This window comes from Paenalicyclobacillus macrosporangiidus, assembly GCF_900116805.1.
Taxonomy (GTDB): domain Bacteria; phylum Bacillota; class Bacilli; order Alicyclobacillales; family Alicyclobacillaceae; genus Alicyclobacillus_H; species Alicyclobacillus_H macrosporangiidus.
Window position 1 is genome coordinate 24,392 of sequence record NZ_FPBV01000015.1, and the last position, 19,490, is coordinate 43,881.

The window sequence follows — 19,490 nt, forward strand, 5'->3', positions numbered from 1 at the left end:
CTTTCCCCCATTGACTATGGCCATTCACCTGAACCATTCACCTTGGCAATTGACCATGGGAAGGTACTTTTGACATGAACCAACACCATCGACTGTTATCATTCAAAAACACTTTTCACATAAGGAATGAATTAGTTACATCGACAATCACATGTGACCTGTACAAGGTGTAGGGTCCATATAAAAGTTCAATGAAAATGTGAAAGTAACGTGTGCTATGGAAAAGTACAGGTAACGTGGTTCATGCAAAAGTACAATCAACAATACACATTCAACATATTAAGTGACATTAGGAAGATAGAAATAGAAGCTAATGGTGCTTGTAGAAATGGTATGTGAATTGTGCCCAAAACAAATAGAAGTCAAACGTGAATGGTAAAAGTAGAAGGGCCACGGTATTAACAAAAGCCACAGGCAAAATAACAAGTGAAAGTAGACTCTTACAATAGATTGTGTAACGATAAGGGAACTTCAGGTTTAAGAATGGTATTGATAAAGGTGCCTGGATAAATAAGAAGGCACAAGTGAAATTGACAAGTCAAATAAACAATGACAATATAAAAGTGAACGTAACATGCGCCTTGGTAAGGCATAAGAGTATTCTGTTTGATCCTTGGCTAAAGAACCAGTAGTAGAATATGAGGAAAACCGGCGTTTGGAGGTGTAACCGTGGCAACTGTATTCACGTTCGGGATTCAGAAGGGCGGTGTTGGGAAGACCACGACCACTGGCATAACCGCGTGGCTCTTGTCACAGAAGTACCGGGTGTTGGCGGTCGACTTTGACTCTCAGGGGAACTTGACACAACTCCTGACGGGCTATGATGACCTTCAAATCTTTCGTGAGAAAACCGTGTTGGAGGCAATTAAAACTCGGAATCCCCGAGAGTACATCTACAAAGTCAGCGACAACCTGCACATCCTGCCGGCTGACGATTTCCTCTCCCAGTTTGCGCGTTGGCTGTACACTGAGTACCGCGGCCGGCAGAAGGCGACCGTCCTGAAGGAAACGTTGGCTGTGGTATCAGATGACTACGACTACATCCTCATCGATTTGCCGCCGAATTTGGGCGAACAAACGATCAACGGCATCACGGCGGCCGACCACAACATCGTTGTGCTTCAGGCGGAGCCGTTCTGCTACAACGCCCTCGGGAACTACTTGGAGATCCTGGTGGCGACTCAGGAGCAGGTTAACCCGGCTATGAACGTGCTCGGTATCCTGACATCAGTGATCGATCCAAGAACCGGAGTGGGTCAAGGCATCTTGGCGAGAACCCGCGATGAATATAAAGATCTGGTGTTCGACACCATCATCCACCGTCGCGCGCGGGTAGCGGAGTTTGCGATCACTGGAATCGAACAGCGGACGAAGAACGACCGCGAAGCTCTGCAGATGTACGAAAGCTTCATCGAGGAGTTGATGACACGTGTCAGCGAGTACGAAAGCCGAACAGTTGCTGCAACGAATGAACCGGCGGACAACTAATACCGCCTCGTCCGTGGACGAGGGCATTGACCAGAAGAAAGACATTCTTGAGACCATCGTTGGTGCGGTTGGGGTTCCCGATGAATCGGTGCAGGGGCCTGCGGTAGTAGACCAAGTGCAGCCTCCCATTGAAACTACTACCGACCGTGCGGAATCACTGGCATCAGTCGCCTTAACAGGTTCCGATGACAAGACACAAGTGGAAGTTAACAGCACCTTTGAAAATGGCATGGGACATCAGGAAGTAAAAGAGACAAGTGATATTGACTTGTCAAAGGGACTTGCATCCATTGCAGACCAGGTTGTCAGAGAGATCAAGTCGAAGAAAACAAAGAAGGATACACACAGGAAGGCAACGTACGAACTACCGATTGAACTCTTGGAGCGGTTCGACCGTATCGCCAGTCTTATGAAGGAACCACGGGGATTTAAAGAAAGGACCATACAGCATTTGCTCGAACGGTTCTGCGACGAGATGGAAGTTCAACTTCAGGCACGACAGAAACAGCATAGAAGGAAACCGTAACCGCGGTGGCCGGGAACCCGGCGCCGCGGTTCTATCATGGTCGTGAATCGAGCGCAGGGGTGAGCAGGGCGTCCATCCACACTTGTCCGGTCTCCTCCAGTCCATCCAACGCGCGTCCCTCAATGACAGCAAGGCTTTGATCAGGTAGGAACGGACAAGTACACACGACGGTCTTGCTCCAAGCGCCAGCGTACTCTCCCGGATGTACAGGGAGCCGGTTCGGCGCCATGTTGACCACCAGCAGTTTAGGTGAGAGATGGGAAACGAGTGAGACTTTCTCCGGGTCTGGTGGTACAACGAGTACGTCAACGGAATCCTCGAGGTCTGACAAACGCGCGTCGATGACAACTGTCACCTGGTCTGGAATGCCGCGTAAGGCTTTACGCACCGAAGCCAGTGACGGACCGCAACCTTGGGCGGGCAACACCATCAACCCGTCGGACAGGCGCCACGTCTCGTTCAGGCTCAATCCACCGTGAACCCAGGTATTAGCGCCGTCCCAGTCTGTTGGGCCGTGAAGCCAGCGCGTGAGAATCGGCCGGTCGCTGGCCTCGATAAGCACCGTAATGTCTCGATTCACCAGGGCACGTGCCAGGTGCAAAGCTACAAAAGAGACACCTGACCCGGGCAGGCCGCTCACGGTGACCACGCGGGGCCCGCGCGCACGTGGCTCCGCTGACTTGGTGATGGGACCGCGTGCGCGCCAGTCTGATAAGCGTAAACCGGGTCGTACGGCCGGACGCTTGGCAGTCTGCGGTTCCGTTGATTGCTCGACAGATTCCGGCGCGTCTTTTCTCCACGTGAGTGGTTTTCGAGAGCGCTGTCCCTTGTACAGGTCATCCTCCATCTGTACGAAGGCCTGCACGTCTCCATAGGTGCCAGGGTGGTCAATACGCTCGAACACAGCCTCCAGAACGATCTCGTCCGCGAGCAAGAGATCGTATACGCCCCGGTGGACGAGAGCGGTTACCAGCGGGTCGCCCGCGGGGCGGCTTTGGTCCAGGAACACAATACGAACTCCGCGCCGACGGAGATGTTCGACGACAGCTACGAATCCCGCGTCGCCCGCGCCGGAGTCGGGGAGGACGCGGGTCAGGATGACGACGTCGCCCTGGTCCAAAGGAAGGACGGTGAGGCCTTGCAGGTACGATACAGTCTGTACGGTGTAGAGGTCCTTGTATCTGTTCCGTAAGGCCTCATCGAGGTCGTCTAGACCTGTTGCGATTACCAACTTCGCCATTCCTAGTACCCCCTGTATGGCAAACTGTTGCCGATTCCGTTGATAGCCCAGGGCACCTTGTACCTGACTTCGATGTAGCGCAGGGCAGCCATCAGATTGTCGACGGGGTTCCATATGTCCTCGTGCCCGGGCACAGCGAACTCTTGGAACGTAGACGGAAGGGTCTGCATGATACCTTCCGCATGCTCATTGCCCGGCCCGCCCGTCATGGGGTCGATGCCCTGTGGATTGTATGCGTATGGATCCCCTCCACTCTCGTGGGCAACAATGTCCAGGATGTACGGTTCCCACGACATCGGCAGGTCGTCTGCTTGCAAAGCCTGGTCAACCCACGATTTCACCTGCTCTTGATTGGGAAGATACCCAGATTTGTGAGGTGGGCCCGATGGAGCAATCGGTCCCGTTACCCCAAACATGGGACCCCACTGAGCCACCTTAGGATCGCGTAACCAGGCGAACATATCTCCTTTTTCGTATTGGCTGTATTGCATAGCGAAAATGGCATCGAACCAGAGCGGATCGACATCGGACTTTTGGAACCCGTACTTTGCGGCCGCCTGGTAAAGCCGGGTCCAGTCATACTGCATGTTGCCGTCCACCATTTGTGGCGTGATTGTCTCGGTACCTACTCCATCGGTAAAACCTCCAATGGTCACGGTCTGCCACTCACTGGTGAAGGTGCCGTCCCAGACCTCGGCCTTTCGCAATTCCCAAACCGTGAAATAAGTGATCTCCGTTGCGATGTAAGACTCCGTGGTACAACCGTTCTCGTCGCAGACGGTACGTGTTGTCCAAAACTTGTGTATCGTTTCGCCCTGGGCCTTCACCCACGTGTACTGTGGTTTGACGAGTTGATAGTAGTCCATCGCGCGCTGTGCTTGGTTTGGGCTCTGATAGCCGTCGATGAACTTGCCCAATGTCAGCAGAACGCTTGCCGGCAGATCCAATTGGTACGAGCGAACGATCTCTTTTTGACTCTCATCCAAGCCGTCTTGCCAGTGATCGGCCGCAGCCTGATATTCCTGCTGGATGGTGCTATCCACCTGTGACCATTGTGCTTGATCTCCGTCCAGGTGTACCCCCGTAAACGCGCCAAGATAAAAGGTGCCCGCGGTATTGGACACGACGCTGATGAGGACGTATCCAATTAGGAGCGGGCCGAGAACGACCATTCCAGCTGCAAGACTGAGCAAAAGGAGTTTCCATGGAGGCAGGTTGGTGATTCTCTTCCACAGGCCGGGCCTTTTGTGCTGAGAGGTCACCGGGCCCGCCTCCCACCCCACGGGGAACTGAGATCACTCAGGCCAACCCGGTTGGCCCGTACCCGGGCCTGCTGCATCATGGACTGGGACGGATTCTTATAATACTTCCAGTTGATCCTGCTGATCGAGTTTTGCGCGTCGACGACGCGTTTTTCGCCCCGTTGTGAAAGGTTTCTCGCACGCTCCATTTGGGCTTTGAGCGGTAGGTAGCGATCCTTGGCTTCGTCTCGGCGCCGTATTGCATGCTCATACTCTGCCTGCAGCTGGGCGAACATGGGTGTCCCTTCGTGTTTTGCCTGTCGTGCTTCATCCAAGCGTGCCGCGGCCACGTTCACCTCGTCCTCAGCGAACTCATAGGCGGCTTTCGCTGATTCGTAAGACGGAGACAAACGCTGTTGTTGCTCGTCTCCCTCCATCATCCATCTCATGCCCTGTTCCAGTTCGGACTGGTACTGCCCGATACGTGTGAGGTCTTCGGCCGCGTCAGAGTTCGGGCCGCCTTCAGCAGCTGCACGAAGCAGTTCCACACTCGGAAGGGTGCTGTCGTGATACAGCTTGCTCTCGGCGGAGCGGTCGCCAAATTCCTGCATGGCCACACCGAGAATATTGTGGGCCCCTGCGTAGCCGCTCGACCTATGCCCAAGGTGAAAGCTCGTAGCTTTGTGGTGAAGGTCCTGTTTCAGTCGCCGACGTGCTTCTCCAAGAAACGCGTTGGCCGCATTCCGATAGGTCGGACGTTGCTCCAACGCCGCCAGCTTTTCCATGGAGGATGGCATCAGGCGGGTGTGAGCCCCGTGAACCCGTGAGGCATGGTCGAACAAAGGCGCGTCGGAAGAACCAAACCCCGTGGTGTTCCGGCCCTTTCTCGGTTCGGAACCCGCAGCTCCAGCCTCAGTAGTGGAGGCGCCAGTCGTACCGGCGGTGCCGGTGGTGTTCAAAACCCGGGCTATCCCAGGGCCACGATGCGTCTGGGAAGTGAACGGATCGAACATTGTCCAGGCCTCGGCCTCCGGTGACGGCAGCCCCAGCGCCGCGTCATTTCCCCCAGTGAGCGATTCAAAAACGTTACCCGGACTGCTTGATTTAACTGCGGAGTCATCTCGTCCGGTGATCTTCGGCAAGTGCTTTTTCAAAGACGCTTGCTTGAGAAATGCCCTAGCTCCTGCGAGACCGGCGATTCCCGCCGATGCAGCCAAGCCTGCAGTGGCTTTCATGGCGTTTACCCCGGCGCCAAGAAATTTCTCTCCCATTCCAATCCCGATCCCTTCCATAAGCCCAGACAAAAGGGCCCCTGGACCGCTCCGGCCTCCGCCTCCATAAGGGATGAGATGGTCGAGAAAACTGCGGATGAGTCTATGTGATTGCAGCATGAGCACAAGGGCAACTACAGCGACGAGAAAATCCAGGAATGGCCCGGTGGTCATGCTTATCCGCCTCCTTTAGATCCCAATGAACACTCGTGCTATCAGCAGAAACAGCGCCGCGACGAATGGTAGCAGCATGTAAGCTGTGACTTCTTTCCACCAATGGACGATGAGGTCTACGCGCTTTCCGGTCACGAGACCGATGGCAAACAGGGGCATCAGGGTGATGAGGATGGCCAGCACGACCCGGCGCCACTGGTACGTCACCCACATGCAAAGATTCACGACGCTCATCAGGAGGTTGAACAAGGAATTCCCGATAAGACTTCCGGATGAGGTTCCTGCGAACAGTTTCAAATTGGCGATGAAATCGGCGCTAGACTGCGTGCCATCATAGAACAAGAACCCCCAGAAGCTGTTTGGGGCTAACTGTTGATCATGAGACGCACTCAAATTCAACACCCACTGGGTCAAGTCAGATACCCCGGCGTTGAGCAAACCAAGTGCGTAAGGAGTCAGACCCAGCACGAGGCCTGCCACCACAACGTTCTTGGCCAGTGTTGCCGCTCTCTCTTTGGCAATGGCGGACGATGGCGCGTTCTCGATTTGAATGCCTTGAATCACGAATGAGATGAGCGCGGCGATGGCGACCAGGGCGTACAACGAGTGCTGAACGTACATCATCGCCGACCATGTTTGCGTCGAGAAAATCCCCATCACCCATGAGTCGTTCTTATCTGGCGTCCAAATGTTGGCCGTGATCATCGCAGCGGGGCCGGTAAATCCAGTGAGTGCCCAAAAGATGGCTGCAAGGGCGTCCAAGAGACCTGCGAGCACAGCGAATGTCGCGTCCATGAGCCAGCCCTTGATGCCCTCTCCCGAGTCCGTCATGCCTGGCAACTGGATCAGCTGCGAATCAGAGGGCGGAGAAGTCGTCAGACTGCCACCGGTTTGTCCACCGGAGACCTGAGTCATCTCCCACGACACGAGCGCTGTGAGAGTATAGGCGGAGAGGGCGAGGATCGCCCCGATGACGATCCATTTCACCCTCCCCAGTGCTTCTGCTTTCTTCTGCGGAGACGTGGAGATTATGGCGATTCCTGCGAGCCCTGTTTGGACGAGGGCGAAACCGGCGGCCCCGGCCATAAGAATGGCCAGCACGAAGTGCGTCAAAGATAAAAGATCGTTGCTCATGTCAATCTGCCACTCCTTCCGTCTCCGCCGCTACGACCTTGGTAGACCACAGCCTGTCCTCGGCAGGGGTGGCTTGGTAGTAGGAATAGACGATCTCGCCTCCGACATCCCACCGTACCTGGCCGCGTTCGAACTCAAAGAGCTGTTCGAGTTCGTGATCTGCCAATGAGAACAGCTCACGCAGCGCGGCCGCATCTTGTCTGTCTTGCCGCAACAGGCACTTAGTGGCTGAGTTACGGATAATGCTGGCACCGTATTCACTGGCCGCAAACACTCGGAATTGCTGGCTGGCTGCCACTGCGGAACCGCCACGTTTGCGAATCCGCGTGAAACTTGTGTCCAGGAACAAGGCCGCCTGGTTCCCCGCTGGTGTTCCCTCGCGGTTTTTCAGCGCTTCTTGCGCTTCGTCCACGAGCACCCGCTTTTTCTGCCCGGGATTTTTCTTGATAAACCGTTCAATGATCCACTCCAACGCCACGTACATGCCGAGCTTTCGCAAATCGCTGTTTTCGCTTAAACGAGAGAGATCGAACACCACAATCGGCGCTTGTGCCAGTCGGAGAGTGCTCTGACAGTCGAACAGGCCCAATGTCTTGCCTGCTGTAACCCGTTCGAGACGGTCGGCCAGGTTCTGATACCGCGGATCAGCGGTGGCGACTTTGCGCAGTTTCTGGTAGAAATCCGAGAACTGAGGTTGTTTACGGCGACGGCGCATCTGCAAGGACTGGCCTTGCAGTTGGTGGGGGAGATCATACAGGGAATTAGGGTCCTCCGTGAATCTGAAGTCCTTGCGGTAAATCTCCTCCCACAGGCGATTGATAAGCGCAATCTCCGCGCCAGTCAGGTCGTCCGAACCCGTCAGACTGGCGGCGTAGCGGGTGAAGTTGGTCATTTCGTCGATTTTCTCTGCGATGTCCACCCGCGCCTTTTTCTGACCGGTGACCGGATCGATGTACTCTTCTTCCTCCAGTTCGCAGGGGTTGATTTTGTCCGGTGCGTCATAGTCGATGGTGACCACCGCTCCGCCCAGGGCCTTGGCGAGAGGCGGATACTCCCCTTCCCAGTCAATCACGACGGTTTGGATGTCGTGCAGAACGCTGTGGGAGATGAGCATCTTCAGAAAGTACGATTTGCCGGCGCCCGACACACCACAGACAAACATGTTTGCGTTCGTCAGTCCGTCATGCCACGCGTCGTAGAACATCGGTGCTCCGGAGACCAAGTCGAATCCGACCAACGGACCGCGGCGATGTGAAAACTGGCTGGAGGTAAACGGAAACATGTTGGCAACATAACTGCCGAACACCTCCATGGGGAACCGCAACTTGTTTATCCCCAATGGAGACACCGTTAACAGACCTTCCTGCTGAAGATAAGCCGCGTCCAAGAGTTGAAATCCGCGCCCGGGGCCCTCACGCTCCAACGTGGCGCAGGCTCGTTCCAGAGCCGGCAGACTTTCCGCGCTGACGGTGAGAACGACCGTCAGGTAATACATCTTTTCTTCTCCTGCCTGCAATGCAGCGCGGAGACTGTCGAGTTCCTCAATACGGCGGCGATTGAAAGTGACGTTTTCGGTTCGGTCAGCCTTGATGTCCATCGCGATCTGCGCTTCAAGGCCTGAGATGACCTGGGTGATCTTTCGGATCTGGCGGGCCGAATCCGCAGGTTCGATATGCACCGAAACGTCGACGTCCGCGCCGAATCTGAAAAACTGGTTTAGGAACCCAAAGTGCACGCGGTTGGGCATGCGGGTTACCACGTACGTCCGACGGTAACTGTTGGGGGCGATCTCCACGTACGTCGGGCGAAACTGCGCTTGACTGGCCGTTGCTATAACGTCCTGGAGAGTCGGGGCGTGCTCTCCCCAGACTTCCTCCAAGGCTTGTTGTTCGCGTTGGCTGTCACGTTTACGCTTGGACGGCTTTTCCTGCTGCTGTGCGGCTTGTCCTTTGCGAAACCAACGCATCGAGTTTCACCTCCTCTTCGCCCGTCAGGTATTCCTTGAGGCCTCCGTAACGGACGGCATCCCGGGCACGGGCATGCACTCGGTCCCGGTTCCAGAAGAACTGGAGCGCTTCAATGGATTCCTCCAGGCTCATGATCTGGGGGGAAACCCGGCATCGGGTCAGTCCGGAGAGAGCAGTCTCAGTTTCCTGATTGAGCACCCGCAACAAATCATCGGGATCCTTTGTTCCAATCAACCCGGCATCCACCTGGGTAATGAACAGATTTTCACGAACTGTACGTTGTTTGTTCCCTTGATCGACCAGGTGAGCTTCTACATGCCGGCCGTATTCCAAGAGCAGGTCCGAACCCCATTTTTCCGCCGTACGTGTGTAAGTGCGTTGGAAGTCCTGGCGGTAGTCAGTCAAATCCATCCGGCGGCCCTGAACGATAAATTGGACCGGGTTATGGAACATGCCAAACATGGTCTGGAAGTGATCCCGGATTGAGCGAATTTCTGCTTCCGACAGGGCATACGGATTGATGTTGCCGACTCGAATAAGGCGGCGATAGCCGCCGCCTACAAGCTGGATTTCTCCCGTTGGCTCAGCCCGCTCGACGGGCAAGAACTCCTGAAGAGGTCGGACCTTTTTTGGCTTGACCGATACTGACGTCTCATTCTTCTCGCTTCCGCGCTTTGACTTGCGCAGTTCCGAGATGAGAGTGGCGGCGACAACCGCGGTGAACACGCCGCCGCCCCCTAACCACATCAGCATGTGGTTCACAGTTCCACCCCCTCACGCTTGGCAGCGTCCGCGATGTCGGCAAGCCAGTCATGCATCTCCCGGCGGTGGCGCAACTCGCGGTACGATAAGTCATACCGGTAGATTTGCGGCTTGAATTTAAACCGAGCTTTCCGCCATACCCAGGTCAGAGCGTTGATTCGCTGTTTCGGTAAGGGGATGACGGCGAGAACCAATCCTGGCAAAACCCCCAGTCCTCCTCCCACAATGACGCGGGAGGAGGGGCCAGGGAGAAGGTAAGCCACCAGAGCGCAGAGTGCACCAAGGGGCGCAAACACGGCCAGGCCGATCCCAAGAAACAACAGGTGTTTCGTGGTTATAGGACCGATCAGCCTCAGCCCGGTTGAGGAGACTTCGATATATCCCTCTTCCACTGTTCACTCCCCCTGTTGTTGGTCCTTACGCACCAAAGAAGCTCGCGATCCAGGCAGCCAACGCGACGAGAGTTGAGGATGCCAGGCACACCACGATGCCGATAGCACCGTTTCGGATTTTTTCCATCCCCTCTTGCTTTCTCGTCGCACCACCGTGGATCAAGGAAATTCCGCCGAGAGCAATGAACACCAGACCAAAGCCCGCAGCGGCCGCGGCGATAATGCCGAATATTCCCATCGCAGCGTCCTTGATGTAGCCAACGATGACGGACTGCGTCACGGTCTTGCCCACCACTTGGTTAAAGGCGTCCGTGGTGCTGTCTGCAAAGACTGCCTGGGTAGAAAGAGACGTAATGGTCATCATTGTCAGCCAGGTGATGGCTACCCGAATGCCTGGCAGGCGCTTTAGGATCCTTACGAGGTGCTTCAATGCAACCTCCCTCCCATGTCCTTTCTGGTTACATGTGACTGAGGAAAGCCAGAAAACTGAAGTAGACCTGGGGCAGAAGCACAATGATGATCTCGGCGACGAACACCCCCGTCACCACTCGTTTGGCCCAACCCGCCAGCGTGGGTGAGTGAAATTTCCACCCGATTAGCCATGCCAACCCGGCGATCACGAGGAACATTCCGCCGTACGTCAGAGCAAACGACGAAACGCCCTGATACACCGTTGCAATTGCGGTGTTGATTTTGCCCATCATCCCCCCCATACTGACTGGGTGAATTCCCATGCTAGACAGGGTATTTAGGCCGATTTGGGACGGGTCCGTGCTGTTGGTTTGCGCCCCCAAGGATGTTTCACCTCCTTCATCCAGCATTCCAGAAGTTGACGTTGAAAAAATGCAGAATCGATGCAGGTTCATCCTCGGCTGGAACGTTGAATTATTGGGCTCCATTTCAGCGTTTTGGAGCACGGATAAAAAAGAGCCCCCGTGTCGGGGGCCTGTTTCAACGTTTCATACGAACCATTTCGCTCAACCATGATTGGAAGTCTTTCAATGTTGTTTTGGATACCGCTTCTCCGTTGAGCCCGCCGAGTCCAAGCAGGGCAGCTGAGACATCCACTGGGCGTTTGGATAACCACAGGACCACGGAGCGAACCGACTGTTCCGTTTCACGCGCGTATTCCTCCACCACGCGAGTGAATTTCCGCTGCGAATCCAAAGAAATCACCGTTGCTCACCCTCCGTCAAAACACGAACCTGCACGGTCTGCACGCCGTTTTTCATGCACCGTACCCGGTCTGGGTCGTATATGTCCAAGCGATTTCCGACGATGGCTCCGCCGGTGTCTTGCGCGACGTAGATGTGCTCGGTCCCGTCGGCGAACCGTACTTGAACCCGAGAGCCCAAAGGAATCACATTCGGGTCCACCGCGACGGTCACGCCTGCTTTCACCGGTGTACCCGTGGCCGTAATGCCGTTTCCGTTGATTCCACCGGCAGCGTCGTACCATGTGGCAACCATGGGCATCCAACGAAACTGTGGCCGGCCGGCAACATCCACCTCTGATTCATTGTCACGTCTCATTTCGAGGTCTGTCATTCCGGTAGCTCGGGAAGACAACTCCGGAAGTGATGTCGTCCACGGTTTGAACTGTGTGGTTTTGGTCGCCCTGGTATCGTCGGTTGCTTGGCTACACTCAATCCAGTGCGCTTGGACCGGAGGCGGCGCATGTGCTGGTACGGGAGACGGTGTTTGAGCGCTTGGGATAGGCGGAAGCAGTCCGACGGCCGAAAGCACTGACGTGGACAGCACGCGCACGCTGGTTCGTAGACGGATCATCGAGCATCACCGACGCGGCCAATGCGGTCGGCGTCAAGCGGTAACCCCCTGATGTCCTTCCACGTGTACAAAGGGATGTCTACAGTCGTGGCTAGGAAGGTTTTAATTCTTGCGCCGCGAGAAAATTCCCAGCCCGGGAGAAGTGCAACCGCTTGGCAGGACATCAGTTCACGGATGTTTTGTCGCATATACAAGGCCCATGGATCTTCGGGTGCGCGTTGTTCGGCGGGATTGTAGACGTCCAAGCCAAGATCACGAAGATCGTTGGCGGCCGCGAGAAATTGTTCTCGATTGAGGTTAGGAAGCCCTGACATGGGCCCACAGAGGTAGACTCGCACAGATCATCACACTCCTCGGTGTGATCGTCTCACACTGCCGGGGAGCGTACCGTGCATAATTGGCGCAATTCAAAATAGTCCGCTCCTCCTCGGTATTTGACGAAGAGAAGCGGACTTAATGAGGGGTGGCCGGATGTTTAGGACAATGTCAAACTGATTCCCTTCCCGATTATTTTGGCGAGACCGAGTTGCTGCTCCGTACGTGTGTGTTCAAGAAACGTTTTGGCTGCAGATACGACCCTTCTGCGCAAGTCGGGGTTCATCTGCGCGAGAGCTGCTGCAATGTAAAGTCGTTTCGATTCGTTACTGTTGTTCTCGAATCGTAGGCTATTGTCAACGTTGAATTCTGGATGAATGCAGTTCACAACACTTACACAGATTCCGCGAAATTCCCTTGGTTCGGCAACCAGGTTCGCAAATTGGGCTAATCCTGTTTCCGGCCAGAGAGGAACTTGTACCTCGAGGACAGTGCGTACAAGATTGTCTTGCTCCATCGTCAAAAACTCATCCTGTGCACCAGTCTTTTCGTGCAATAGAGCTTGCACCTGCGTGATGATATCGTCTAGCCTTCCGCTTGCGAATGGATTGATCCTCACCGCATCATGGACATTGGGCATCTTTGTCTTCACCTCACGCGAATGTGTAGTCTTTCGGACAGTGTTAAAGTTCTGATTCTCCATTTCGATAGACGTTTTCGATGGTCTGCGGTATGCCATTGTTCATTTTGAGAACGATTGCAAACTTTTCATTAATCGACAGACGTTTCGCCGCCTCTCTTGCCTCTTTGTGTGTCGGAGCACTGTAACAGTGTAATCCGTCAGTATCCCATGCAAGAATAGAAAAGGGAAGTGACGTTTCCTTATCCCCGGGGCAAAAGCCCTGGCCTTGTGGCGGTTGAGTTCTGGTCAAGTTCGTTTTCATTAGGCTCACCTCCAATCCCCGTTGTGATCGTTCCATAGGTGTGTTGACTCTTCCCGTCTTGGGAATTCGGCAGATTTGTCTTCACCTCATGCGAATGTGTAGTCTCTCGGACGATGAGCCTTCGGATTCGCCACAACTTTGAATTCCCCCGTTGGAAGATGGGGCAATTCATTAACGACATACGCGTGTAACGGACATATCTCTCGGATAGCAGGGTCAGTAAACACCTTTGAAGCCTGATTGATCCGAAAGAACATCCACCATTCTGCCAGGAGCATCAGTCTTGACATCCGTCCCGTATCCGCTTGGGTTACCAGAAGAACGTGCACCCCTTTGTCTTTCATTCGGGGGATCTCGGCAAGCAGCGTACTCCAATGCTCTTCGGTGTACGGGTGGTCAACCACAATTGTCGTTGAGGAACGATAATCCTCGGTCAGTATTGACGATAAGTCGAACCCGTTTAACGCGTAGCCATCCCAAGATCGGATGTTCTCTGTCCCAAACCACTGATTTTTCACCTCCTCCAGGTGCGTGTTGACCCAAACACTTTTTCCAGACTGCGTGTCACCGAATGCAATAATGCACGTTCCTCGTTCCGGCATGGTCGATGCCTCCTTCATACCTGCAATCCCCATTGTGGTACATTTGGAGGTCTGAAACATGCACTTTTGAGGCAAGTATTGATTTGCCACTGTTGTCGACCGATGTGCTGTGTGCGGAGACTGGCTAACCGGAGAGGGGATCAGATGGGTGTTCTTTGTCGTCACCGAAGACTTATGATGTCGAGCGTGTCGAAGCCGGAGGGGTATGTCGTGAGGCGTAATCTGTACCTGGTGTGGGAGTGGCGGGGACGAGGTTTCCTCGGTAAACGTGTCCTTAAGATAGCGGCGCAGGAACCGTCCTGGCATGCTGCAGTTCCTGCGCCATCCTGCTCGTGGGTAACGGGGGATCCGACACTCATGCGCTTAAGCATGAGGTCAATCCCGTACATACAGGCGATACACTGTGCTGCATTTGTGCGGCTGTTCGCTGCGCGCGTGCTCGGGGAGACGTGATTCCTCCAAAGCAGCGAAGAAATCTTCCCGGTTCAGACAGTAGAAATAGAACTTGTGCCCCTTTTGAGGCAGTGGGCTCTCGGTAATCAAGACCACATCCGGGAACGAAATCACGATGTGACTTCCGTCTTCGGCACGAAGCGCGAGGAAGACGACGGCGCCGTGGACAGCGCTTTCGACTTTGACGAACTCGACCGTATAAGTTTTCTCGTCGGTTAAACCGGGGTCAATTGCAACGTCGACACGTGATCCCTTGCGTACAACAGACAGGAAATAGTCCACAGACACCGCAGGTTCAAGCTCCGGATTCACAGCGATGAATTTTTCGACGTCTGGAATACGTTGAGCGTCATGTAAATAGCTCATCGAGGATCCCCTTTCGTGCCGTTATTCACGTGCAATCCTTTCCGGTTATTTGTTATTTTCTCGTTTTTCCTGCAATCACCTGTTTCTCGAAGACGTACGGGGGTGTCTCAAACGTGTGTAACCTCTGGCATCAGAGTTCAGCTCGTTGATTCAGACCAGTTGATAACCCGGAATTCAATGGGTGCGTAGTTCCCGCGCATACTCCTCCACTTTTCAAGAGTCTGTTTTTCCTCTTCGCTGACCACGAATACGACCCGTCGTACGACGCCACGAGCCGCGTTCGCCGGCATGGTGATGAGAGACGCCATGTGACCCAAAGTGGTGCCGTACGTGGTGTCCACGTGCAGCGTTGTGCTGTCGTTGAACATCACCCATCGAAAAGGAATCTGGTGGTGGTGCAGCTCCTGTACGTTCCACCCTTTCGCTTGGAGGCGCTGAAACATGGGCTGCATCACCGCTGTGTTGTCTCCGTGGAGCGCGGCGTTCATCCATGTCGGGTGGTCCAGGCTGTATTCGTAGGGCAGGATCATGAGGTTCTGGTACGCCCCGTACAGGGTCTGCATGGCCATCGGGAAAAACCGTTCGTAGCTGTCGAGCCCAAGGAACAACACCGGTTCAAAGTGATCGAGCAGCTTTTCAGGGAAGGCTCTGCGCACGTAGTTGGCGTATCCTCGCGCCGACTTGAGATACAGACCGACGCAGAGATCCTTTCCGCTGCACCGACGGATGAATCCGGACGCAGCCGGCCTGTGCCGCCAAGCCCCTTTGAGTTCCCTCGCTTGGGATGTGTCAGCATCCTGTGCGGGTTCCCAGGCTCGATGTCGGCCCAGCCAATACAAGACACTCTCCCATTGGAGATCCGTTCCGCCGACCCGATGTGCGGCTGCCATTACGTCCGCCATTTGAAGTGCCCTCAGTAAGTTGTTTGGTGCCATGTGGTTGGGTCTATCCGCGTAGCCCCATCCGTTCACACCGAGGACTTCTTCTATCTCGGCTACCCCATGGGGATTGAGGTGCAGCACATCAACATGGTGAGTTTCTCTCCAACGGCCTCCTCGGTACAGGCGTATGCCGGAATGATGGCGCCGCCCCGTGTATCCCGTGCGATCCAGAATGCGCGTGACTGTATTCAAGCTGCCCACACCGGTCAAGTCCCGCAACTGATCCACCGTCAGCCTCTGGTGCATGTATAAAGCTCGCATCATCTCCTGAGCCTTCGCCAGTGTTTGCGGTCGCATGGCGGCCGGCCTCAATTGCAACGTTCGTGCCGTCACGTCTCTTCTCATCCTCCTGTTTCAATGTGCCTCCTACGGTTGTAGCGGGGTCCAACAAATTGTTGCACCCCGCTACCTCGGGCTTCTGTTTTGGAGAGTTCAAGCCAATAGTAGATGGGGTTTTCGCTGTCATTACGCGGATTATCCCTGTATTTTTGCCATCGAAATTTCATGGAAAGTTACCACCATGTGGACTCTCCATATTTTTTATGGCCCATAAACCATGTTCCGTTGGAGTTCATGGCAACGTCTCATCTCGTTCAACACCATCCATCGCTCGGACTGTGATGGACACACGCGGGGCTTCCTGACGCATGTGATAGTGCAGCATAAATATAATGTGTTCTGCATCATCATCCACCAGGAAACGCCGGTTCACCAAAGCGTCGAGGATGGGGCGAATCCAAAAATGATCCGGGTCGAGAGGTTCAGGGTGCTCCACAAAAATGTCCACCCGAACAGCCACCCGCCAAAACGGGGACTTCATGTGCGCAGGTCTCTCACGCTCCAGTGAGCGTATCAGGGAACCCCACGCGTCTCGCACGGTATTCAAACTTTGCAGGCCGGAAATCCTTTTGCTCCGAACGAGGAACCAATCACTCATGCTGACCATGGAATAAGGCATGTGAATGGTGAACCCGTTTTCCAGCCAGTCCACCGTGATTCCGAAATCCAGAGGTGTCTTTGCGTTTTCCTCAATCCCTCGGACGATGGAAGTCGCGATTATTCGGTTCAGGGCGTCCCTCAAACCACGCAATCGGAATGCCAAGTTGTCGACGAGAACATCAGGGAACCCCGCTTTGGAGGCGTCTCCAGAACTCTTTGTCTCGGATTCCATCAGTTTGGCCGACATGTTCAGAAGTCTTTTAGTCTGCTCGGGATCAAAAGCACGTCGCTCTCGGATCCAGTCTCTCAGTTGCTCTATCGCATCCTGCACTTCATTCAGTTGTTCATTAACCAATCGGACATTCTCAGGCCCTCGTGACACGTCCTTATCACCCCTGAACGACGCTCTTCCAACGTTTGAGCCAGGCGCGTCTGACACTGTCGAACTTTGTCGGACATCTTGGTCAGACATTGTCGGACGTTGTCAGACATTGCTGGGCTCATGGATCATCAAACATTTCAAACACGTTACCCCAGACTTCCTCCTCGTTGCTCTCGGGACTCTGACGTGGCATAGCGATCTCCGTAGGAGCCGGCTGAATCTGGTGAATCGGAGTTGACGATTCGGTCGCAGTCACAGCACTCCCCACGCTTGGGGCCGCTTGGACCATGGGCTTCACAATCAAAGACCGATTCCAATGACAGTCGGCCCCTTGCAGGTCCCTGTACAGACGTTCCAACGCCACCAACACAATCCGCTGAAACCCGTATCCTTGGTACTGCCGGTTCAGCCAGCTCAAGAAATCAGGATCTATGTCTGCCGGAATTCGAACCGCGAACCGGCTCTGATACGTCAGCTCACGCTTGTGCATGCTGCATCAACTCGGGGAACTCTCTCTTCATGGCTTGCTCGGCGATCAGGTACATCCCCTCCGCGTTGAGCCAACGGGATTCGCTTAGGTCATTAAGGAAGTTCAGCATCACGTGATCCCGTTGTGCCTTCTGTTGCAGATAGGAATGGAACAGAGCGGCCCCGCCGCCGATGACCCAGAACTGCTCGATGTTCGGCACGCGCTGCCATTTCTCGCGGATCAAGGCATAGAGGCTGTGCGCCGCTGCCGCCAGGTGTTCCTCGATCAATGGACGCAGACTGTACGTGCGACCCATGAGTGATACCGTGTCTCGTCCTTGTTCCAGGAAGCGTTCCAGCTCCATGCGTCCACCCACAAACGCCGTCGGAACCTGGGTGAACTCTCGAATCCGCAGTAACAATTCATCCATCACGCTCGCGGTACCGAACTGGGCTCCGCTGGACAGCGCGGGGTCAATATTCACCCCACGGAAGACAGGAAACTCAGTGCTTAACTCGCCAACTTCCGCCAACCCAATCAGAGGCTTGGTCGATAGCGTGGTCGCAATGCTGGGGATGTTTCGCATCAACCACACATACGCCGTGTGGCCCTCGAGGTGCACCCTCGGATAAACGCGCAGGTGCACGGATACACCGGCCCACGGCGATGGATCCTGAAACGTCACCCAATGCTCCCCACGCAACTTGTCCTCAAATCGCCGGCGAGACCCCTTCTGAAAGGACTCCACCAGACTGGCCCCCGAGACGGCGTACAAATCAGCCTCCAACTCCCGTCGTGGCGAACCATTTGCCTCTACTTCATGCTGTACAACCGCCGCAGCCAGGCCCACGAGGTACACAATCGCAGATTGTTGGCTGAGTGTCTTGTGATCCGTTGGCAGCATGTACCGGGCCATTGTGCCCTGTGTAGCAGCCAATCGGCCGACGTACCAGTGCCTTGCATCCCCTACAAGCGAGGAATCCACGATCACATTGAGAGCATCCAGTGGATCTGCAATCTCTCCGTACTCAGGCTGCATGCCACCAATCGCTATGACGTTGGGGATCATCAGCCTCGTACTACCAAAACGTACCTTGACGGCTCCGTTGCCCAGATCAATTCCGATTGGTTTCATCTTCATGTGCTCCTTTCTCTTCGGCCGAAGTACCTTATAACGCAACACGGACGGCTATCCGCCTGACGATCAATTGCTGGTAAAGCCTAAAAAGAATCCGACCGCAAAGGCCACCGCCCCGACAATAAGCAACGAAACGAGGCTGCCCAGTAACTGACGTCCCATGGTGAAGCACTCCCCTCATAAAACTCCCAGTCGTACCGGACTTGCCTCTCGTCTGAGGTTATCTGCCGGCATCGGTCGACCGAGATAAAACCCCTGTACGTAACGCACGGGTAAGCGCCGAACAAATTCAAGATCCTCAGCAGTCTCAACGCCTTCAGCCAGCAAACAAAAATCAGGTCGTTTCACGGTCTGAGTAAGTGCCTTTACTTCTCCACACTGAGTCCAGAATTGACGATCGAGTTTAACAAACTGCGGGCGTATCCAACTCAGGGCCTCCACATTACTATGGCCAGTCCCAAAGTCATCCAGCGCCAGACGAACACCTTGGGCTTTCAATGGACTGATATCAAGACCCACTAAAACGTCTCGCTCGGTCAACTCAATCACAACCCGCTCCGGTGGCAACGCAAGTGGCCACGGCTCCCATGTACTCGGATCGGTAACGGTCACTGGCTCCGCATTTAGAAACAGCAGTTGGTCTCGTTCCAACCATGTGGCCGCTTGGACAGAAGCCTGGAACATGATCCAGCGGTCCAGAGCCACGATTCGTTTCTCTCGACGGGCCGTCTCGATTGCCTCTAACGGTGAGCCATGTGCTGGACGCAACAGGGCTTCATATCCGAAGATGCAACCATTGTGTAGATCGAAAATGGGTTGATAGACAATGTCCAACGGGGCACCCCCTCTGCCTCTTCATTGTCGAGGATGTGAAGAGACCAGAGGGCGCAAAAACGGTGCAATTTCAGTAGTGTCGCGGACGTAAAAAAGCCCCGCGTTTGAAGCGGGGCCCCCACGAA

General features: G+C 54.7%; 22 protein-coding genes. 2 read left to right on the plus strand and 20 right to left on the minus strand.

Features of this window, described 5'->3' with window-relative positions:
* Nucleotides 1–669: 669 nt before the first annotated feature.
* On the plus strand, nucleotides 670–1,488 hold the full coding sequence (locus BM357_RS12620) for a ParA family protein (RefSeq protein ID WP_074953947.1): 819 nt from the start codon (nucleotides 670–672) through the stop codon (nucleotides 1,486–1,488).
* Nucleotides 1,430–2,014 carry a hypothetical protein gene (locus tag BM357_RS12625; protein WP_139234708.1) on the plus strand — a complete coding sequence of 195 codons (585 nt, stop codon included), beginning with the start codon at nucleotides 1,430–1,432 and terminating at the stop codon, nucleotides 2,012–2,014. The genes BM357_RS12620 and BM357_RS12625 overlap by 59 nt, the downstream gene beginning before the upstream one ends.
* 34 nt (nucleotides 2,015–2,048) lie before the next feature.
* Here the strand turns inward: BM357_RS12625 and BM357_RS12630 are convergent, their stop codons facing one another.
* From BM357_RS12630 to BM357_RS12720, 20 genes are all read right to left on the minus strand, one after another.
* Nucleotides 2,049–3,254 carry a hypothetical protein gene (locus BM357_RS12630; RefSeq protein ID WP_074953953.1) on the minus strand — a complete coding sequence of 402 codons (1,206 nt, stop codon included), beginning with the start codon at nucleotides 3,252–3,254 and terminating at the stop codon, nucleotides 2,049–2,051.
* Nucleotides 3,255–3,256: 2 nt separating this feature from the next.
* On the minus strand, nucleotides 3,257–4,516 hold the full coding sequence (locus BM357_RS12635; RefSeq protein ID WP_074953956.1) for a transglycosylase SLT domain-containing protein: 1,260 nt from the start codon (nucleotides 4,514–4,516) through the stop codon (nucleotides 3,257–3,259).
* Entirely contained in the window at nucleotides 4,513–5,940 is a 1,428-nt protein-coding gene (locus BM357_RS12640; protein WP_074953959.1) for a hypothetical protein, read from the minus strand. Before BM357_RS12640 ends, BM357_RS12635 begins: the two co-directional genes overlap by 4 nt.
* A 15-nt stretch (nucleotides 5,941–5,955) precedes the next feature.
* Nucleotides 5,956–7,074: a hypothetical protein gene (locus BM357_RS12645; protein WP_074953961.1), complete on the minus strand. Its 1,119-nt coding sequence runs from the start codon at nucleotides 7,072–7,074 to the stop codon at nucleotides 5,956–5,958.
* 1 nt (nucleotide 7,075) lies between these two features.
* Nucleotides 7,076–9,040, minus strand: coding sequence for a VirB4 family type IV secretion system protein (locus BM357_RS12650; protein WP_074953964.1), 1,965 nt, complete (start codon nucleotides 9,038–9,040; stop codon nucleotides 7,076–7,078).
* Nucleotides 8,982–9,803 carry a hypothetical protein gene (locus tag BM357_RS12655; protein ID WP_074953968.1) on the minus strand — a complete coding sequence of 274 codons (822 nt, stop codon included), beginning with the start codon at nucleotides 9,801–9,803 and terminating at the stop codon, nucleotides 8,982–8,984. Before BM357_RS12655 ends, BM357_RS12650 begins: the two co-directional genes overlap by 59 nt.
* Complete coding sequence (locus tag BM357_RS19385) at nucleotides 9,800–10,006, minus strand: hypothetical protein (RefSeq protein ID WP_139234709.1); 207 nt, start codon at nucleotides 10,004–10,006, stop codon at nucleotides 9,800–9,802. The genes BM357_RS12655 and BM357_RS19385 overlap by 4 nt, the downstream gene beginning before the upstream one ends.
* 214 nt (nucleotides 10,007–10,220) lie before the next feature.
* On the minus strand, nucleotides 10,221–10,625 hold the full coding sequence (locus BM357_RS12665) for a hypothetical protein (protein WP_074953974.1): 405 nt from the start codon (nucleotides 10,623–10,625) through the stop codon (nucleotides 10,221–10,223).
* Nucleotides 10,626–10,653: 28 nt separating this feature from the next.
* On the minus strand, nucleotides 10,654–10,989 hold the full coding sequence (locus tag BM357_RS12670; protein WP_074953977.1) for a hypothetical protein: 336 nt from the start codon (nucleotides 10,987–10,989) through the stop codon (nucleotides 10,654–10,656).
* Between the two features lie 157 nt (nucleotides 10,990–11,146).
* Nucleotides 11,147–11,371 (minus strand): hypothetical protein, encoded by a 225-nt coding sequence (locus BM357_RS19390; RefSeq protein ID WP_139234710.1) that lies wholly within the window; start codon nucleotides 11,369–11,371, stop codon nucleotides 11,147–11,149.
* On the minus strand, nucleotides 11,368–11,664 hold the full coding sequence (locus tag BM357_RS20105; protein ID WP_074953980.1) for a 3D domain-containing protein: 297 nt from the start codon (nucleotides 11,662–11,664) through the stop codon (nucleotides 11,368–11,370). Before BM357_RS20105 ends, BM357_RS19390 begins: the two co-directional genes overlap by 4 nt.
* 314 nt (nucleotides 11,665–11,978) lie before the next feature.
* On the minus strand, nucleotides 11,979–12,320 hold the full coding sequence (locus BM357_RS20735) for a DUF4406 domain-containing protein (protein ID WP_074953983.1): 342 nt from the start codon (nucleotides 12,318–12,320) through the stop codon (nucleotides 11,979–11,981).
* Between the two features lie 137 nt (nucleotides 12,321–12,457).
* Entirely contained in the window at nucleotides 12,458–12,937 is a 480-nt protein-coding gene (locus BM357_RS12685; protein ID WP_074953986.1) for a hypothetical protein, read from the minus strand.
* A 43-nt stretch (nucleotides 12,938–12,980) separates the two neighbouring features.
* Nucleotides 12,981–13,241 (minus strand): V-type proton ATPase subunit F family protein, encoded by a 261-nt coding sequence (locus BM357_RS19395; RefSeq protein ID WP_139234711.1) that lies wholly within the window; start codon nucleotides 13,239–13,241, stop codon nucleotides 12,981–12,983.
* Between the two features lie 86 nt (nucleotides 13,242–13,327).
* Nucleotides 13,328–13,843 (minus strand): hypothetical protein, encoded by a 516-nt coding sequence (locus BM357_RS12690; protein ID WP_074953989.1) that lies wholly within the window; start codon nucleotides 13,841–13,843, stop codon nucleotides 13,328–13,330.
* Nucleotides 13,844–14,218: 375 nt separating this feature from the next.
* A complete protein-coding gene (locus BM357_RS12695; protein WP_074953992.1) occupies nucleotides 14,219–14,662 on the minus strand; it encodes a hypothetical protein in 444 nt (147 codons plus the stop codon).
* 137 nt (nucleotides 14,663–14,799) lie between these two features.
* Complete coding sequence (locus tag BM357_RS19400; RefSeq protein WP_139234712.1) at nucleotides 14,800–15,318, minus strand: hypothetical protein; 519 nt, start codon at nucleotides 15,316–15,318, stop codon at nucleotides 14,800–14,802.
* Between the two features lie 856 nt (nucleotides 15,319–16,174).
* The gene (locus BM357_RS12705; protein ID WP_074953997.1) at nucleotides 16,175–16,897 is read right to left on the minus strand and encodes a hypothetical protein; all 723 of its coding nucleotides are present in this window, start codon (nucleotides 16,895–16,897) and stop codon (nucleotides 16,175–16,177) included.
* Nucleotides 16,898–17,400: 503 nt separating this feature from the next.
* On the minus strand, nucleotides 17,401–18,528 hold the full coding sequence (locus BM357_RS12715) for a ParM/StbA family protein (RefSeq protein WP_139234713.1): 1,128 nt from the start codon (nucleotides 18,526–18,528) through the stop codon (nucleotides 17,401–17,403).
* Nucleotides 18,529–18,708: 180 nt separating this feature from the next.
* Nucleotides 18,709–19,365 carry an EAL domain-containing protein gene (locus tag BM357_RS12720; RefSeq protein WP_074954006.1) on the minus strand — a complete coding sequence of 219 codons (657 nt, stop codon included), beginning with the start codon at nucleotides 19,363–19,365 and terminating at the stop codon, nucleotides 18,709–18,711.
* Nucleotides 19,366–19,490 lie beyond the last annotated feature (125 nt).

Bases quoted from the DNA above. Each gene is read 5' to 3' on its own strand.
- BM357_RS12695 (WP_074953992.1), bottom strand. From the start codon at position 14,662: ATGAGCTATTTACATGACGCTCAACGTATTCCAGACGTCGAAAAATTC.
- BM357_RS12640 (WP_074953959.1), bottom strand. From the start codon at position 5,940: ATGACCACCGGGCCATTCCTGGATTTTCTCGTCGCTGTAGTTGCCCTT.
- BM357_RS12650 (WP_074953964.1), bottom strand. From the start codon at position 9,040: ATGCGTTGGTTTCGCAAAGGACAAGCCGCACAGCAGCAGGAAAAGCCG.
- BM357_RS20105 (WP_074953980.1), bottom strand. From the start codon at position 11,664: ATGGTTGCCACATGGTACGACGCTGCCGGTGGAATCAACGGAAACGGC.
- BM357_RS12685 (WP_074953986.1), bottom strand. From the start codon at position 12,937: ATGCCCAATGTCCATGATGCGGTGAGGATCAATCCATTCGCAAGCGGA.
- BM357_RS19395 (WP_139234711.1), bottom strand. From the start codon at position 13,241: ATGAAAACGAACTTGACCAGAACTCAACCGCCACAAGGCCAGGGCTTT.
- BM357_RS12690 (WP_074953989.1), bottom strand. From the start codon at position 13,843: ATGCCGGAACGAGGAACGTGCATTATTGCATTCGGTGACACGCAGTCT.
- BM357_RS12645 (WP_074953961.1), bottom strand. From the start codon at position 7,074: ATGAGCAACGATCTTTTATCTTTGACGCACTTCGTGCTGGCCATTCTT.
- BM357_RS12715 (WP_139234713.1), bottom strand. From the start codon at position 18,528: ATGAAACCAATCGGAATTGATCTGGGCAACGGAGCCGTCAAGGTACGT.
- BM357_RS12630 (WP_074953953.1), bottom strand. From the start codon at position 3,254: ATGGCGAAGTTGGTAATCGCAACAGGTCTAGACGACCTCGATGAGGCC.